This window comes from Curtobacterium subtropicum, assembly GCF_030362975.1.
Lineage (GTDB): Bacteria > Actinomycetota > Actinomycetes > Actinomycetales > Microbacteriaceae > Curtobacterium > Curtobacterium subtropicum.
Genome location: NZ_JAUCMM010000007.1, coordinates 167039 through 184872 on the forward strand (window position 1 = coordinate 167039; position 17834 = coordinate 184872).

Below are 17834 nucleotides of genomic sequence, written 5' to 3' on the forward strand. Positions count from 1 at the left end.
GGGTCAGCGCGACCGGACGCGGTCGACGGCTCGGCTCAGTGCCACCAGGCCGGGAACGACAGGGTGATCGTCTCGACCAGGGACTTCCGGGAACGCCGCGGTCCGGCGAGCCACGCCTCGATCGCACCGACGAAGCCCTGGGCCACGAACCCGGCGGCGACGTCGTCGAGCAGGGGTGGGCGGGACACGGGGTCGAGCTCGCGGATGTGCTGCGCGCTCGACACGGTGAAGTGCTGCACGAGCATGCGGTGCAGCGAGGCGTCCTCGGTGTCGGGCAGCCCGCGGGCGTAGATGTCACGGTGGGCCACGACGTGCTCGACGACGGCGTCGATGCCGCGGCGGGTGATGGTGGCGAGTTCGTCCTCGTCCGCGCCGCGGGCGGACGCCGTCCGACGGGCCTCGACGTCGTCCGCGCGGATGCGGTCGAGCTCGGGCGTCAGCGCGTCGGCGAGGAGCGAGCCGGGGGACACCGCGTGTGAGTAGAACGTCGCCCGGTTGATGCCCGCAGCACGGGTCACGTCGGCGACGGTGATCGAGGAGACCGGGCGGTCCGCTGCGAGTCGGAGGATCGCCTCACGCAGCGCTGCCGTGGTGTGCACGATCCGGGCGTCGACCACGACACCACCCCCTCTTCGTTCCGTCCGCACCAGGCGGCGCTCGAGCAGTCCGACGTTACCGCACGGCGACCGCGCGGACGGGACAGAGCGCGCAGTGTGACGTGGACGACGGCGGACGGACGTCGCGAGAGCGCTCACTCAGGCCCTAGGATGGTTCCGACGCCGAATCGATTCGATTCGACCCGGTCTCATCCGATCGTGCGTCCGTCTGCCTCGGCCGCCGTCGACCGTCCCCGACGTCGGCGAGCGGACCCGATCCCGCCTCTCCTGCACCCGACCCCCGTGAAGGACCGCTCGTGACCGCGCCCGCCACCACCGGCTCGCTCCGCGTCGTGCTGCACCCCGGTGACTCGCTCACCCGGCGGCAGCGCCTCGTCTACGTCTTCGTGCTCGGCGCGCTCACCGCGCTCGGGCCGTTCACCATCGACCTGTACCTGCCGGCGTTCCCGTCGCTCGAGCGCGAGTTCGGCATCTCCGAGGGCGCCGTGCAGCTCACGCTGACCGCGACCACCCTCGGCTTCGCCGTCGGACAGCTGCTCGTCGGGCCGTGGAGCGACAAGGTCGGACGGCGCCTCCCGCTGATCATCGCCACGTCGGTGCACGTCGCGGCGTCGGTGGGTGCTGCGCTCGCGCCGAACGTCGAGGTGCTCGCGCTGTTCCGCGTCCTGCAGGGCATGGGCGCCGCGGCCGGCGGTGTCGTCGCGATGGCCACCGTCCGCGACCTGTTCGGCGGCAAGCCGCTCGTCCGGATGCTCTCCCGCCTGGCGATGGTGAACGGCCTCGCACCGATCCTCGCGCCGCTCATCGGCTCGCAGATGCTGCAGTTCGTCAGCTGGCGCGGTGTGTTCGTGTTCCTCGCGTGCTACGGCGCAGCCGTCGTCATCGCGTCGTCGCTCCTCATCGTGGAGACCCTGCCGCCGGCCCGGCGGAAGGAGGCCGGTCACTCCACGATCGGCCAGCGCTACAGGGCCCTGCTCTCCGACCGCATCTTCGTCGGCGTCGCGCTCATCGGCGCGATGGTGTTCAGCGGACTGTTCTCGTACCTCTCCGCCTCGCCCTTCCTGTTCCAGACGGTCTACGGACTCGACGCGCAGCAGTACGGTCTGCTCTTCGCCGTGAACTCGATCGGCGTGGTCGTCGGCGTGCAGGTCTCGTCGCGGTTGGCGCAGCGGGTCGGTCCGCAGTGGATCCTCGCCTGCTCGACCGCCACCCTGCTCGTGTCCGCCGTCGCGATCGTGGTGCTCGACCAGCTCGGAGCCGGTCTCGTCGGGGTGCTCGTGCCGCTGTGGTTCTTCATCGCCGCGTGCGGGTTCACGTTCCCGCTCGTGCAGGTGATCGGTCTCGCCGCGCACGGCAAGGAGGCCGGCACCGCCGCGTCGCTCCTCGGCGCGCTCAACTTCGGGGTCGCTGGCCTCGTGTCGCCGATCGTCGGCTGGCTCGGCATCACCGCGGCGACGCCGATGGCGGGCGTGATGGCGTGCACGGCGGCCGTGGCGGTCATCGTGCTCTGGGTGGTCGTCCGGCCGCGGACGGTGCCGGCGCTCTCGCACTGACCCGGGAGTGACGTCCGCTGACGCCGGGCCGTGCGGTTGGGGGCGCCGGAGCGGGGACGTGCAGCGGTGGCGCGGTCGTACGACGAACCCGCTGTCGGACGACGTCGACTCCGTCGTCCGAGCCCGCACCGGATCGGCCCCGCGAGACGTCACCGGACCGGTGAGCGCGTCCGTCCGTATGCTGCGGACATGACCGACGCGGTGGAGCAGGCACGGGCAGCGGCAGCAGCGGCGCAGGCAGCGGCCGAGGAGGCGCGACGGCTGGCGGACGAGGCAGCTCGACGGGCCGAGGAGCTCGCCGCCGCGCTGGGTCGAGCGACCGAGGGGACCGCGGCCCCGGACGTGAGCCGGGCGGGCGAGGGAACCGCGGCCCCGGCCGCGAGCCGAGCGGACGAGGCGACCACGGCCGTGGACGCGACCGCGTCGACGGCCGGGCCGACGGGTGGGACGGGCACCGCGCCTCCCGGCCGGACGGTGCCCGACGCGACCACGGATCCGTCGTCGACCACCGACCCCACGTCGGCCGCCGATCCGGTGTCGACCACCGACCCCACGTCGACCTCCGACCACCCGCAGGTACCGGCGACCGGACCGCTCGGCGCCGACGCGGTCGAGGCGATCCGCGCCGGCTACGCGGTCGAGGGCACCGCACTCGAGCTCGGGGCCCTCGTCAACGGCGTCCCGCTGCCGGACGTCCAGGTCCGGATCCCGCTCGGCATGCTCAACCGGCACGGCCTCGTCGCCGGCGCGACCGGCACCGGCAAGACCCGAACGCTCCAGCTGCTCGCCGAGCAGATCGCCGCGAACGGCGTGCCCGTGTTCGCGGCCGACGTCAAGGGCGACCTCTCCGGTCTCGCCGAGGCCGGTGCGCCGAACGCGAAGCTCCTCGCCCGGACCGAGGCGATCGGCCAGCGGTGGCAGGGCACGGCGAGCCAGACGGAGTTCTACTCGCTCGGCGGGCAGGGCACCGGGGTACCGATCCGCGCGACGGTCTCCGGCTTCGGCCCGCTGCTGCTGTCGAAGGTGCTCGGCCTGAACGCGACGCAGGAGTCCTCGCTCGGACTGGTCTTCCACCACGCCGAGCGTGCCGGGCTGCCGCTCGTCGACCTGTCGGACCTGCGCGCCGTGCTCACGTACTTGGTGAGCGACCAGGGCAAGGCGGAACTCGCGGAGCTGGGCGGCCTGTCGAAGCAGACCGCCGGGGTGATCCTCCGCGAGCTCGTGACCTTCGCCGACAAGGGTGCCGACCGGTTCTTCGGGGAACCCGAGATCGACACCCGCGAGTTCCTGCGCACCGCGCCGGACGGCCGCGGGATCGTGAGCCTGCTCGAGGTGCCGGGCGTGCAGGACCAGCCGGAGGTCTTCTCGACGTTCCTGATGTGGCTGCTGGCCGACCTGTTCAACGAGCTGCCCGAGGTCGGCGACACCGACAAGCCGGAGCTCGTGTTCTTCTTCGACGAGGCACACCTGCTGTTCTCGGGGTCGTCGAAGGACTTCCGGGAGCAGATCGTCCGCACCGTCCGGCTCATCCGCTCCAAGGGCGTCGGCATCGTGTTCGTCACGCAGACCCCGGAGGACCTGCCCGACGACGTCCTCGCGCAGCTCGGTTCGCGCGTGCAGCACCAGCTCCGGGCGCACACCCCGGACGACGCGAAGGCGCTGCGGGCGACGGTGTCGACGTACCCGACGAGCGACTACGACCTGGGGGAGGTCCTCACCTCGCTCGCGACGGGCGAGGCGATCGTCACGGTGATGGACGAGGACGGCGCGCCCACGCCGGTGGCGTGGACCCGTCTGCGGGCGCCGCAGGGGTCGATGGACGCACTGCCGTCGGACGTCCTGGAGGCACGGGTCGCCTCGTCCCCGCTCCTCGCCCGGTACGGCACCTCCGTCGACCCCGAGTCGGCTCGCGAGGTCCTGGCCGCCCGGATGGAGTCGGCGGCCGCCGAGGCGGCCGCGGCACAGGCGCAGGCCGACGCCGAGCAGGAGGCTGCACGAGCCGCCGCCGAGGCGGCGAAGGAGGCCGCCGCACAGGCCGCCCGGGACGAGCGCGAGCGCAAGGCAGCGCAGGCCGAGTACGAGCGGACGCAGCGCGAGTTCGAGCAGGCGGAACGGGCTGCTGCGGGGCGCCGGTCACGGTCGAGCTCGACGCGCTCGTCGCGCTCCGGCGGACGGGCCGGCGACGACCCGCTCGGCGGGCTGCTGGGCAACGGCCTCGGGCAGACCATCGCCAAGGAGGTCGTCCGGGGCATCTTCTCGACCCTGCGCCGACGGCGCTGAAGTCGCCGGGTCGGCCGCTGCTGGCCGGTCGCCCTGGGTGCGTCGTGGCCGCGGTGGGATGCACCCGGGCGGTGTCAGCGCGTCAGGAGCCCGACGGTCTCGACCGCGAGCAGCCCGGCGACGATGCACACGGCTGCCACGCCGACCAGCAGCACGCCCCCGCGGCGCTCGTACCAGGTGCGGCTCGCCGGCCAGCGGCGAGCGACCTCGCGGACGTGGACCGGGCGGCGTTCGTGCTCGACGGGCACGTCCAGCGCCTCGACGACGCGGTCGAGGGCCCGGTCGCCCCAGACGTCACCGCGCAGGCGGAACAGGTGGGCGCCCGCGGCGTCGAAGGCCAGCAGCTCGCGCGCGGTCCGCTCGGTCGAGGCTCCGTACGTCGGGGCGACGACCAGCCGGTGGACCCGCTCGCGGGCGATCCGGCGGTTCGGGGAGAGGACGGCGTGCAGGACGACGACGTCGTCGTCGATCCCGAGGAAGGCCTGACCGAGCCGGACGAAGAGCGCCCCGACGAGCACGGCGAGGGCGACGACGAGCCCCGCGACGAGTGCCCACCAGCGCTCCGGCAGCGAGACCCACACGAGGGCGACGGCGAGGGGGACCGCCGAGCACACGATGCTCAGCACGGTGGACCGGACGAGCGAGCGCCGGGGGCGCAGGACCACGTCGTAGACCGGCGTCCGCAGGCGTCCTGCGGCTGGCACCGTCGCTTCCCCCACCGTGGTCTCCTCTTCCCCTCGGGTGCGCGGACACACCCGGACGATCGGGCGGACGACGCCCCTGCCGTCCGCTGCACCGTCCGACCCGCCCCGGGGCCGTCCGTGTGCACAGACTAGGGCCAAGCGGGGGCAGAGGACAGCCCGTTCCACCCCCGTTGGGCGTTTCCCGGCCATCCCGTCGTGCACGGGGAGCGTGCGTGTCCCTCCGGTGGGGGACGGCGCCGGTGGAGAGCGGAGTCGCCCGGGACGACGAAGGGCGCGTCCTCGTGGACGCGCCCTTCGGTGCTGCTGGCGGAGAATGGGGGATTCGAACCCCCGAGGGCTTGCACCCAACACGCTTTCCAAGCGTGCGCCATAGGCCACTAGGCGAATTCTCCTGGCGCCGTCTCGCGACGACGACACCCCATGGTACAGGTTCGCGGGGGTGGTCACGACCACGTCCGTCCACGGCCCCGCCGACTCCCAGAGCGCACGGCGTGGCCGCGACTAGCCTGGACGGGTGTCGACCCGCATCTACATCACGTCAGCAGAAGGACACACGGGCAAGAGCACCGTCGCCCTCGGTGTCCTCGAGACCCTCGCTCGCTCCGTCGGACGGGTCGGCGTGTTCCGACCGGTCGCGCGATCGGTGGCGGAGCCGGACTACGTGCTCGAGCTCCTGCTGCAGCACTCGGCGGTCGGGCTGTCCTACGACGAGGCCGTCGGCGTGACGTACGACGACGTGCACGCCGATCCCGACGCGGCACTCGGCACGATCCTCAGCCGGTTCGCCCAGGTCGAGCGACAGTGCGACGCGGTCGTGGTCCTCGGGTCCGACTACACGGACGTCGGCAGCCCGACCGAGCTGTCGTTCAACGCGAAGGTGGCGGCGAACCTCGGCGCACCGGTGCTGCTCGTGCTCGGCGGACGCGACTCGGCCGAGCGCGGCGCCCGGACCCCCGACGCGATGGCGCAGGTCGCCGACGTCACCACCAGCGAGCTCCGGGCGGCCCACGCGCAGCTGCTCGGGGTCGTGGTGAACCGCGCCGACCCGGACGCCCTCGACGCGATCGTCGCGAGTGTCGAACGCGCCGTGCGCGACGACCACCCCGACACCCCGGTCTGGGCGATCCCCGAGGACCGCGTGCTCGTCGCACCGACCGTCCGGGCGCTGCTCGAGGCGACCGGGGCGACGCTCGTGCGCGGCGACGAGGCGCTGCTCGACCGCGAGGCGCTCGGTACCGTGGTCGCCGGCATGAGCATGGAGAACGTGCTGCCGCGGCTCATCGAGGGCGGCATCGTCGTGGTGCCAGGTGACCGCAGCGACGTGCTCCTCGCCACCGTGCTCGCGAACCAGTCGGAGACGTTCCCGAGCCTGGCCGGCGTGATCCTGAACGGCGGGTTCGAGACCTCGCCGCAGATCACCCGGCTGCTCGAGGGGCTGTCGAGCTCGCTGCCGATCGCCCGCAACGACCTCGGGACCTACGACACCGCGCTCCGGATCACCCACACCCGCGGGCGGCTCGCGGCGGACTCGCCCCGCAAGGCCGACCTGGCGCTCGCGCTCTTCGAGCAGCACGTCGACGCGGACGCGCTGCGCGACCGCCTGCAGCTCACCCCGTCCGGGGTCGTCACACCGCTCATGTTCGAGCACGGGCTGCTCGACCGCGCCCGTGGGTACGGCAAGCGGATCGTGCTGCCCGAGGGCGATGACGACCGCATCCTGCACGCTGCGTCGACGCTGCTGCAGCGTCAGGTCTGCGCGCTCACGATCCTCGGCGAGCCGGCGTCGATCCGGGCCCGGGCGACCGAGCTCGGGCTGGACCTCGAGGGTGCGCAGCTCGTCAGCCCGTTCGACCCCGAGCTGCGCGAGCGCTTCGCTGCGGAGTACACCCGGCTCCGCGCGCACAAGGGCATGTCGATCGAGCTCGCCCGCGACACCGTGACCGACGTGTCCTACTTCGGCACGCTCATGGTGCAGCTCGGCCTTGCCGACGGCATGGTCTCCGGGGCGAGGCACACCACCGCGCACACCATCCGGCCGTCCTTCGAGATCATCAAGACCCGGCCCGACACCTCGATCGTGTCGAGCGTGTTCCTGATGGCGCTCGCCGACCGGGTGCTCGTCTACGGCGACTGTGCGGTCATCCCCGACCCGACGAGCGAGCAGCTCGCCGACATCGCGATCTCGTCGGCGGAGACCGCGGCGCAGTTCGGCATCGACCCCCGCGTCGCGATGCTCAGCTACTCCACCGGTGACAGCGGCAGCGGCGCGGACGTCGACAAGGTCCGCGCGGGGACCGCCTTCGTGCGCGAGCGTCGCCCGGACCTGCTCGTCGAGGGTCCGATCCAGTACGACGCCGCCGCCGACCCGACGGTCGCCCGCACCAAGATGCCGGACTCGCCCGTGGCGGGCCGGGCCACGGTGTTCGTCTTCCCGGACCTCAACACTGGCAACAACACGTACAAGGCGGTACAGCGGTCGGCCGGTGCGGTCGCGATCGGGCCGGTCCTGCAGGGCCTCCGGAAGCCGATCAACGACCTGTCCCGCGGCGCGCTCGTGAGCGACATCGTGAACACGGTCGCGATCACCGCGATCCAGGCCGGCACCGCGACCGACGCGGCCTGACCGATCGGTCCCGACCCCGCTGGGCCGCGACCGACCGCAGCCCGACCCACCAGCCCGCACCGCGCCTCCCGACCGTCCCGAGAAAGGCACCACCGAAGTGACCGCAGCCCTCGTCGTGAACTCTGGTTCGAGTTCGTTCAAGTACCAGCTCATCGAGCTCGAGGGCGAGCGCACGCTCGCCTCCGGGCTCGTCGAGCGCATCGGTGAGTCGTCGGGGGCGTGGAAGCACACCAACGCGCTGACGGGGGAGTCGTCGTCGAACGACGCGGCGTCCGTGCCCGACCACGCCGCGGGCTTCCAGGCGATGATCGACGCCTTCGCGAAGGTCGGACCGTCCTTCGACGAGCACCCGCCCGCGGTCGTGGGGCACCGCGTCGTGCACGGTGGGACCACCTTCGACGCGGCGACCGTCGTCACCGACGAGGTCGAGCAGCAGATCGAGGACCTCAACAGCCTCGCGCCGCTGCACAACCCGGCGAACCTCGAGGGCATCCGCGCGGCGAAGCAGGTGTTCTCCGACGTGCCGCACGTCGCCGTCTTCGACACCGCGTTCCACCAGACGATGCCGCCGCACGCCTACACGTACGCGATCCCGGCCGACCTGGCCGAGCGGTACCGGATCCGCCGCTACGGCATGCACGGCACGAGCCACAAGTACGTCTCCGAGCAGACGGCGGCGTTCCTCGGTCGACCGCTGGCCGAGCTGAAGACGATCGTGCTGCACCTGGGCAACGGGGCGTCCGCCGCTGCGATCGACGGTGGACGGTCGATCGAGACGTCGATGGGGCTCACGCCGCTCGAGGGCCTCGTGATGGGCACGCGCTCCGGCGACCTCGACCCGGCCGTGCTCATCCACCTGCACCGCGAGGCCGGCATGTCCTTCGACGACCTCGACACGATGCTCAACAAGCGGTCCGGGCTGCTCGGGCTGACCGGCAACGGCGACATGCGCGACGTCCAGGACGCAGCGCTCGGCGGCGACGACGAGGCGGAGGCGGCGCTCGCCGTGTACCGGCACCGCATCCGTCGCTACGTCGGTGCGTACACGGCGCAGCTCGGTGGGCTCGACGCCGTCGTGTTCACCGCCGGGGTGGGGGAGAACAACGCGTTGCTGCGGCGGCGTGTGCTCGCCGGCCTGGAGCACCTGGGCATCGAGGTCGACGCCGACCGCAACGAGCTGCACTCGAAGGAGGCGCGGCTCATCTCCACCGACTCGTCCCGCGTCGCGGTGCTCGTCGTCCCCACGAACGAGGAGCTCGAGATCGCTCGGCAGTCGGCCGCCGTCGCGCTGTAGCGGTCGGTGCCGGCTGGCCGGGACGCCGCCGGTCCGCCGGAGCGGTGCCGGTCCGTCGAGACGCCGCCGCGTCTTCGGGACGGTGCCGGTTCGGGCGGCGTCTCGATCCGCGGCCGGCGTCTCGCGGAGACGCCGGCGCTCGCGGCGCGGGTCAGCTGAGCGCGTGCAGCGCCGCGGGGATCGGCGTGTTGCCGCTCGTGACCTCGAACTGCACCCCCACCGCGGTGTCGTCGAGCAGGGCGTGCAGGACGAGGGCCGCGACGTCCGCGCGGGGGATCGAACCCCGGGGCACCGTCCGGCCGACGTGGACGGTGCCCTGCGGCGGGGTGTCGAGCAGAGCTCCCGGTCGGATGATCGTCCAGCGCAGGTTCCGCATCCGGATGTTCGCGTCGGCCTCCGACTTCGCCCGGAGGTACACCTGGAAGACGTCGTCCTCCGACCGGGCGGGCACGACCGCGCGCTCGCGGTCGTAGGAGTCCGCCCCCATCGCCGACACCATGACGTAGCGGCGGATGCCGATCCGTTCCGCCGCGTCGGCCAGCGTGATCGCCGCGTCGCGGTCGACGGTCTCCTTGCGCTCCGCACCGCTGTTCGGCCCGGCTCCCGCCGCGAAGACGACGGCGTCGACGCCGCGGAGGCGCAGTGCCAGCTCGTCGTCGTCCACCTGTTCCAGGTCCACGACCAGGGCGGTCGCCCCCTGCTGCTCGACGTCGGTCACGTGAGCCGGGTTGCGGATGACCGCGACGGCGTCGTGGCCCGCGTCGGTGATCAGGCGGGCGAGGAGCAGTGCGATCTGGCCGTGTCCTCCGGCGATGGCGATCTTCATGTGTCCGATACTGCCCGGAGCATCCGGTAGACTTCCGGAGGCTCCTCACGTGACGCCATCCAGGCCAACTCCCCCAGGGCGGAAACGCAGCAAGGGTAACCGGGCTCTGGCGGGTGCGTGAGGAGTCTTCTCCGTTCCAGGGACCTCCGGTTCCGGCCGTCGAGGGGCACCTCGGCGAAATCTGCCGTCATCCCGTGCGCGATTCCTGTTCGTGTGTAAAGATCACCTTCAGGAACTCCCAACCAGGGTTCCGACCCTCTCCCGTCTCACCAGCGGGGGAGTCCGAGGATCAGGTGGCAGGCGCGCCTGCCAGGAAACGGGACACGCATGCGCAGGCACGTGTCGCTCCGGGGTACTCGCGTACCCGCAGGGGCGGTCGACTGGACACGATGGATCACCCGCGACGGGGACCGGGCTCGACGACGAGCTCCCGGTGACCGGAGCCTCCTCCTGCGCGGCGGTGTCGTCGCCACGGTGACGGCGTTGCTCGCCGCCACCGTGGCGATCCAACCCGCTGCTGCGGCGCCGACGGACGTCGCCGAGGCCGAGGGCGTCCTGCTCAGCGGTTCCGGCATCGTCGACGTCGACGCGATCGCCCAGCTCCGCGGTGCCTACTCCGCGAGCAGCGCGAGCACGGTCGGCGGGACGACGAACCAGCCGCTCGACCTCACGGCGCTGAACAGCCTCGGCGTCCGGCTGTCGAACAACGTCGACCTGCTCGGCGCGAACGGCATCCTGACCCTCGGGGTGGACGGGCAGTTCGCGACGAGCTCGCAGACCGGTGCGACGGGGTCCTCCGGCCTCGTCGGCAGCGACGGGGCCATCGGCGTCGGCAGCGGTACCGGTGCCGGGGCGTCGACGCTGGACCTGGACCCGCTGTTGACACGGGTCGGCGCGGACACGTCGGTGCTGTCGAACGCGCAGCTGCAGATCGGTGCACTCGCCTCGACCATCAGCGCCACGCGCGGGTCGACGGTCGCCACGACGAGCGACTACCGCATCGCCGGCGCCAACCTGCAGCTCACCAGCCCGGCGGTCGCGGGACTCACGGCGTCGCTCCGGCAGGACGTGGACTCGCTCGCGACCTCCGTCACCGGCGCCCTCAGCACGGCGGTGACCGGCGCGTCGATCCCCGGCCAGTTGCTCCCCGGGGTGGGGTTGTCCGGCGCGACCGTCCGGACGACGGCCAGCCTCGACCTGGGGCCGACCGTCGACGGCGTGCTCGCGCAGCCGATCACCGACGGTGCGGTCACGATCACGCCGTCGGCCGGCACGATCACCGTCGACCTGGACGCGCTGACGCGGCTGAACGACCAGCCCGCCGACACCCCGGTGCTGACCGACGCGGCGATCGCGGCGATCAACAGCAGCATCACGAACATCCTCGGGACCCGGCTGCCGACCACCCTCGGGACCGCCGTCACGAACGCCGTGAACGCGACCCAGGTCCGCGTCGACGTCGGGGCGACCCTCACCGCCGCGCTCGTCAGCGTGCCGGTCACCCTGTCGGTCGCCACCACGATCGGCGACCTCACCGGCGCCACCACCGTCGCACCGAGGATCACCACGACCGGGTCGCTCGCCGGACTCGACGTCGGTGCAGTGCTCGGCGTCGTCGCGAACGGCACCATCGTCCCGGCCCTGCGGGCCGCCGTGCAGCCCCTGGCGGACCCGGCCGCGCTGACCCAGCTCGTGTCGACGCTCACGACGACCACCACGGCCGCTGCGACGGCGCTCTCGCCCGTCGTGCTCCTGCTCCGCCAGGTGGTCGACCTGACGGTGAACGCGCAGCAGGGCCCAGGCTTCCGCGACCCCCGCGGGTACGACACGGGAGCGCAGAGCGTGACCGCTCTCCGGCTCACGATCCTGCCCCGGCTGAACGCCGCGACGGTCGACCTCGCCACCTCGACGGTGCGCGCCACGGCCTTCATCGCCCCGACCATCACCGCCCCGACCGCGGGGCAGCAGTTCAGCGTCCCGACGGACACGTCGACGCGCTCGGTGACCGTGAGCGGCACCGGTGAGCCGGGGGCCTCCATCGCCCTCTCCGCCGGTGGCACCCTCGCCGCCTCCGCTCCCGTCGGCGCGGACGGCCGGTGGACGGCGGTCCTGACCGGCGTGCCGGTCGGGGACCGCACCGTCACCGCGACCCAGACCGTCGGTGGTGTCGCAGCCGGCACCGCGACGCAGACGTTCTCGGTCGTCGCACAGCGCCCGCTCGTCATCGACACCCCGACCGCCGGGCAGCAGTTCACCACGACGGGCACCACGACGCCCGTGACCCTCACCGGCACCTCGACCGCGAACGCTCGGATCGACGTCACCATCGGCAACGGCGTCACGGCGAGCGGCACGGCCGACGGCAACGGCGTGTGGAGCGTCCCCGTCGACGCGGTCCCGGTCGGAGCGCAGACGGCGAGCGTGACGCAGACCGTCGGCGACACCACCTCGGCACCCGTGACGCGGGACTTCGTGGTCGTGGCCGCACGCACGCTGACCATCGACACGCCGGAAGCCGGAGCGGTCCTGCCGCTCGTCGGTGACACCCGCGACGTGGTGCTCACCGGTGCGGCCGAGGGCGGTGCCCGGGTCGACGTGACCCTCAGCGGCGGCCTGACCGCCACGACCACGGCGAACCCGGACGGCACCTGGACCGCCACGGTCGAGGACGTCCCCGCGGGCACATACACCGCGACGGCGACCCAGACCGTCGGCGGGACGACGAGTGCGCCCGTCACCCGTGCCTTCTCCGTCACGGCCGTGCCCGACGTCACCATCGAGGACCCGGCCGACGGCGCCGTGCTGACGGTCGCCGACACGACCTCGACCAGGTCGGTCACCGTGACCGGGTCGGCTGCGCCGAACGCGTCGGTCGCCGTCGACCTCGGCGGCTCCTTCGCGACGATCACGCAGGCGGACGACGACGGCGACTGGACGGCCTCGTTCCTGGGCGTGCCGGTCGGTGCGCGCACGATCACCGCGACGCAGACCGTCGCCGGTGCCACCTCGGCACCCGTGACCTCGGCCTTCGAGATCGTCGCCGGTGCGCCGCTGAGGATCACGGCGCCCGCGGACGGCGCCACCGTGCCCGTCCTCGACGCCGACTCCACGACGGACCTGGGCGTCACCGGCACCGCGGAGCCGCTCGCCGACGTGTCCGTGTCGCTCGGCGGCGGCCGGACCGCCACGACCACGGCCGACGGTGACGGGAACTGGTCCACCACGGTCACGGACGTGCCGGTCGGTCGCTACACGCTCTCGGCCACCCAGACGGTGGACGGCACGACGTCGCCCGCGCAGCAGCGGGTCGTCTCGGTCGTCCCCGCCGCACCGCTGCAGGTGACCGCACCTGCACAGGGCGCGACGACGGTCGTCGCGAACGACGACGACACGGTCGACGTCGCCGTGACCGGGACGGCACAGCCGGGGGCCGGCGTCGACGTCGTGCTCGACCAGGGCACGCCCGTCACGACCACCGTGGCCGACGACGGCACCTGGTCGGTGACCCTGCCGGGCGTCGGGACGGGTGGCCACACCGTGTCGGTCACCCAGACCGTGGGCGGACGGACCTCGCCCGCGATCGAGCGCGACATCACGATCGCGGTCGGCGACGACCTCGTGATCACCACTCCCACCGACGGGCAGGCGATCCCGGCCACGAGCACCGGCGACGCGTCGGTCGTGGTCCGCGGGACCGCCGAGCCGGGTGCCACGGTGTCGGTCAGCGTCGACGGAGCAGCACCGGTCGACGTCGTGGCGGACACCACGGGCAGCTGGGCGCTCGACCCGGTGCAGCTCGCGACCGGTCAGCACACCGTCGAGGCCGTGCAGACCGTGAACGGGACGACCGGTCCCACCGAGACGCGGGACTTCACCGTCGTCCCGGGCACCGCGATCACCATCGACAGCCCCGCCGTCGGCTCGCGCTTCGTCGTGGTCGACGAGGACGCATCGGCGACGGTGACGATCAGCGGTGTCGCCGAGCCCGGTGCAGCCGTGACGGTGACGGTCGGTGACCTCGAGCTGCCGACCACCGCCGACGGCGTCGACGGGACCTGGTCGGTCGAGGCAGCCGGCCTCGCCCCGGACGGGTACACGATCGACGCGACGCAGACGGTGAACGGCGTGAGCACGGACGCCCTGCCCGTGGGCTTCACGGTCGACGTCGCCGCGCCCCTCGCGATCACGGCTCCCGGCACGGCGGCGATCCCGGTCGCCGGCGACGACGTGACCCGCGACGTGACGGTCACCGGCACCGGGCAGCCCGGCGCCGCGATCGTCGCGACGATCGACGGCGAGGAGCCGGGGCAGGCCACCACGGTCGGCGCCGACGGCACCTGGTCGGTCACGTTCGAGGGCGTCGGCGTCGGGACCCACCCGGTGTCGGTGACCCAGACCCTGCCGGGCGCCGTCTCGAGCCCGGCGACGTCCGACCCGGTGACCCGCGACGTCACGATCGTGGCCGCGGACGACGTGCTCATCACGTCGCCCGAGGACGGCGCCGTCCTGCTCGTCCCCGACGACGGCACCACGCGTGACGTGACGGTGTCCGGTACGGCCGAGCCGAACGCACCGGTGACGGTCCGTGTCGGCGGCGCCCAGGCCACCACGACGGCAGACGGCGACGGCGACTGGACGGTCGTCGTCGGTGGGGTCGGCGTGGGCGAGCAGCCCGTGACCGCGACCCAGACGGTCGGCGGCACCACTGCCTCCAGTGCGGAGCAGACGCTCACGGTCCGGGCGGGCGAGCCGCTCGCCCTGACCAGCCCCGAGGACGGCGACGTCATCACGGTGGCCGACGCGGACGGCACGGTCGACGTCGTGGCCGCGGGCACGGCCGAGCCGGGCGCACCCGTGACCGTCACGATCTCCACCGGCGAGCAGACGACGGTCGAGGCGGGCGACGACGGACGGTGGACCCACACGTTCACCGACGTGCCGACCGGTGACCACACCGTCCGGGCGACGCAGGTCGTCGGCGGGATCACCTCGGCACCCGTCAGCGCGACGCTGTCGGTGCGTGCCGGTGCACCGCTGACCGTCACCACCCCCGCCGGAGCCACGACCGTCACGGTCGCGGACGACGACGCCACCACCGACGTCGACTTCGCCGGTACCGGCGAGCCCGGGGCGACGGTCACCGTCGACCTCGGTGCCGGCGGCACCGCCGAGACGATCGTGGGCGACGACGGCACCTGGGCGACCACCGTCGAGGACGTCCCCGTGGGGTCCTGGACGGCCTCGGTCACGCAGTCGGTGAACGACACGACGAGCGCCCCCGTCACGCGACCGGTCTCGGTCGTCGCCGCGGCCGAGCTCGTCATCCGCCAGCCGGAGGGCACCGTCACCGTCGCGGACGACGCCGCCACCACGACCGTCACGGTCGCCGGGGACGCGGAGCCCGGCGCGACGGTGACGGTGACCGTCGACGACCGCGAGCCGGTCGAGGTGACGGCGGGCGCCGACGGCACCTGGAGCGTGGACGTCGAGGACGTCGCGGTCGGGGAGCACGAGGTGACGGCGACGCAGACGGTCGGCGGGTCCACCTCGACCACCCCGGTCGAGCGCCCCTTCGAGGTCGTCGCGGCGGCACCGGTCGTCATCACCGCCCCCGCGGACGGCGACGAGGTGCGCGTCGCCGAGGAGGACGCCACGACGACGGTGACCGTGCGCGGCACGGCCGAGCCGGGCGCCACCGTGGTGGTCGACCTCGGCGGCGGCCGTGACGCCTCGACCGAGGCCGACGAGGACGGTGACTGGGAGGTCGACGTCCCCGGGGTCCCGGCGGGCACCACGACCGTCAGCGTCACCCAGCAGGTCGGCGGCACCACCTCCCGGCCGGTCACGGTCGGCATCGAGGTCGTGGTCGCGGCACCGCTCACCATCGCCGTACCCGCCGACGGGTCCACCGTCCCGGTGGCGCAGGACGACTCCCTCGCGTCGATCCTCGCGAACGGAGCTGCCGAGCCGGGTGCCGAGGTCCGCGTGACCCTCGACGACGGCGACGAGCAGTCCGTGACGGCGACCGACGCAGGTACCTGGAGCGTCCGGTTCACGGGTGTCGCGACCGGTGAGCACACCGTCCGGGCCACCCAGACGGTCGACGGGTCCACCTCGGCACCGGTGGCGAGCACCTTCACGGTCCAGGCCGGTGCGCCCCTGACGGTCACCACGCCGACCGACGACCAGGTCGTCACCGTGCCGGCGTCCGACCCGACGGTCGACCTGCCCGTCGCCGGTACCGGCGAGCCGGGCGGCACGGTCACCGTGGTCGTCGACGACGGTGACCCGGTCGAGGTGCCCGTCCGTGACGACGGCACCTGGGACACGGTCGTGCCCGGCGTCGGTCCCGGCGACCACACCGTCACCGTGGGCCAGGAGGTCGGCGGCACCACCTCCGACCCGGTCGTGGTGGACGTGACCGTGGAGGTCGCCGACGAGGACGCCGTCGTCATCACGACGCCGGCGGCCGGGAGCACGATCCGCATCGTGGGCGACACCACACCCGTCCGGGTCGGGGGCACCTCGGCGCCGGGTGCGGCGGTCACCGTCACCGTCGACGGCGGCACCGCGGTCACGACGACGGCGGACGACGAGGGCGACTGGGCGGTCACCGTGCCGGGCGTCGCACTCGGCGCGCACACCGCGTCGGCCACCCAGACCGTGGACGGCGCCACCACCGCAGCACCCGACGTCACCTTCACCGTCGCCGCCGTGGCAGCGCTGCAGGTGGTCGCCCCCGCGGACGGCCAGGTGTTCCCGACCGACCAGGACACGGTCTCCGTGCCGGTCAGCGGGACGGCCGAGCCGGGAGCGACCGTCACCGTCACCATCGACGGCACCACGGTGTCGACGACGGCGGGCACGGACGGCTCCTGGACGGTGACCGTGCCGGGCGTCCCGCTCGGGGACCACACCGTGACGGCGACGCAGACGGTCGGCGGGGTCACCTCGGCCCCGGTGACCAACGGCATCAGCGTGGTCGCCGCGGAGGAGGACGCCGTCGTCATCACGGACCCGACGCCGGGCCGCCTCTTCGAGGCCCCGGGACTCGACGCCACGACCACCGTGCCGGTCTCCGGGTCGGCCGCGGCCGACGCAGCGGTCGAGGTCCGGCTGTCGACCGGCCAGGTCCTGACGACGACGGCGGGTGGTGACGGTCGCTGGAGCGTCACCTTCCAGCAGGTGCCCGCCGGTGACTGGACGCTGCAGGCGACCCAGACCGTCGGCGGTGCCACGTCCGACTCCCAGGTCGTGCCGATCGTGGTGCGGGTGGCCGATCCGCTGACGGTCACCTCGCCCCTGCCGGGCGCGCGGCAGACCGCCGGCCCCGACGGCACCGGCACCTGGCGGGTCGCCGGCACGGCGGACCCGGGTGCGACCGTCACGGTCCGCACGGACGGCGGGGACCCCGTCGTGACGAACGCCGGTGCCGACGGTTCCTGGTCGGTGTCCGTGGACCTCGGGGTCGGGCCGCACACCTTCACGGTGACGCAGACCGTCGAGGGTGCCACGTCCGCCGCCCAGGCGGTGCCGGTCGTGGTGCTCGCCGCCCAGCCGGGCCAGCCGGGCCAGCCGGGTCAGCCCGGTCAGCCCGGTCAGCCCGGTCAGCCCGGTCAGCCCGGTCAGCCCGGTCTGCCGGGCGGCGTCGGGAACGGTGCGGGCTCCGGCAACGGGACGGGGCTCGGCAACGGGACCGGGAACGGCGTCGGGACCGGGAACGGCACGGGTCGCGACCTCGCCTTCACCGGCGCGGACGTGGCACCGCTCGCAGGTGCCGCGGGCGGCCTCGTCGTCCTCGGGTTCCTGCTGCTCGGGCTCTCCCGCCTCGCACGCGGCATCCGCCGCCGCGGACGCGCCTGACCGCACGTCCGCACCCACCGCACCGCGCCTCCCGCCCGTCACCACGACGGCCGGGAGGCGCGGTGCCGTGCCGC

Annotated in this window: 8 protein-coding genes, 1 tRNA gene and 1 other RNA gene; 6 read left to right on the forward strand and 4 right to left on the reverse strand. The window is 73.5% G+C overall.

What is annotated here, in order from left to right; genetic code table 11:
* Positions 1-35: 35 nt before the first annotated feature.
* A complete protein-coding gene (locus tag QUG98_RS11515; RefSeq protein WP_289470647.1) occupies positions 36-617 on the reverse strand; it encodes a TetR/AcrR family transcriptional regulator in 582 nt (193 codons plus the stop codon).
* 296 nt (positions 618-913) lie between these two features.
* On the opposite strand from QUG98_RS11515, the gene QUG98_RS11520 reads away from it, so the two are divergent.
* Complete coding sequence (locus QUG98_RS11520; RefSeq protein ID WP_289470648.1) at positions 914-2170, forward strand: multidrug effflux MFS transporter; 1257 nt, start codon at positions 914-916, stop codon at positions 2168-2170.
* Positions 2171-2359: 189 nt separating this feature from the next.
* On the forward strand, positions 2360-4450 hold the full coding sequence (locus QUG98_RS11525; RefSeq protein ID WP_289470649.1) for a helicase HerA-like domain-containing protein: 2091 nt from the start codon (positions 2360-2362) through the stop codon (positions 4448-4450).
* Between the two features lie 74 nt (positions 4451-4524).
* On the opposite strand, the gene QUG98_RS11530 is transcribed toward QUG98_RS11525, so the two are convergent.
* Positions 4525-5169: a hypothetical protein gene (locus tag QUG98_RS11530; RefSeq protein WP_289470650.1), complete on the reverse strand. Its 645-nt coding sequence runs from the start codon at positions 5167-5169 to the stop codon at positions 4525-4527.
* Positions 5170-5458: 289 nt separating this feature from the next.
* Positions 5459-5546 (reverse strand) — tRNA-Ser (locus QUG98_RS11535).
* A gap of 122 nt (positions 5547-5668) precedes the next feature.
* Between QUG98_RS11535 and pta the strand changes: the two genes are divergently transcribed.
* On the forward strand, positions 5669-7777 hold the full coding sequence (pta, locus tag QUG98_RS11540; protein ID WP_289470651.1) for a phosphate acetyltransferase: 2109 nt from the start codon (positions 5669-5671) through the stop codon (positions 7775-7777).
* A 97-nt stretch (positions 7778-7874) separates the two neighbouring features.
* Positions 7875-9071 carry an acetate/propionate family kinase gene (locus QUG98_RS11545; protein WP_058750786.1) on the forward strand — a complete coding sequence of 399 codons (1197 nt, stop codon included), beginning with the start codon at positions 7875-7877 and terminating at the stop codon, positions 9069-9071.
* 151 nt (positions 9072-9222) lie between these two features.
* Here QUG98_RS11545 and QUG98_RS11550 read toward each other — a convergent pair whose 3' ends face one another.
* The gene (locus QUG98_RS11550; protein ID WP_289470652.1) at positions 9223-9897 is read right to left on the reverse strand and encodes an SDR family oxidoreductase; all 675 of its coding nucleotides are present in this window, start codon (positions 9895-9897) and stop codon (positions 9223-9225) included.
* A gap of 36 nt (positions 9898-9933) precedes the next feature.
* Here QUG98_RS11550 and ffs point away from each other — a divergent pair.
* Together ffs and QUG98_RS11560 are read left to right on the forward strand one after the other, a co-directional pair.
* Positions 9934-10030, forward strand: an RNA gene (gene ffs / locus QUG98_RS11555) — signal recognition particle sRNA small type.
* Positions 10031-10380: 350 nt separating this feature from the next.
* Positions 10381-17760, forward strand: a complete 7380-nt coding sequence (locus QUG98_RS11560) for a choice-of-anchor G family protein (RefSeq protein WP_289470653.1) — start codon at positions 10381-10383, stop codon at positions 17758-17760.
* Positions 17761-17834: the final 74 nt, after the last annotated feature.

What these genes read in the sequence shown, in the direction of transcription:
- QUG98_RS11525 (WP_289470649.1), top strand. Translation starts at nt 2,360, where the DNA reads ATGACCGACGCGGTGGAGCAGGCACGGGCAGCGGCAGCAGCGGCGCAG.
- QUG98_RS11550 (WP_289470652.1), bottom strand. Translation starts at nt 9,897, where the DNA reads ATGAAGATCGCCATCGCCGGAGGACACGGCCAGATCGCACTGCTCCTC.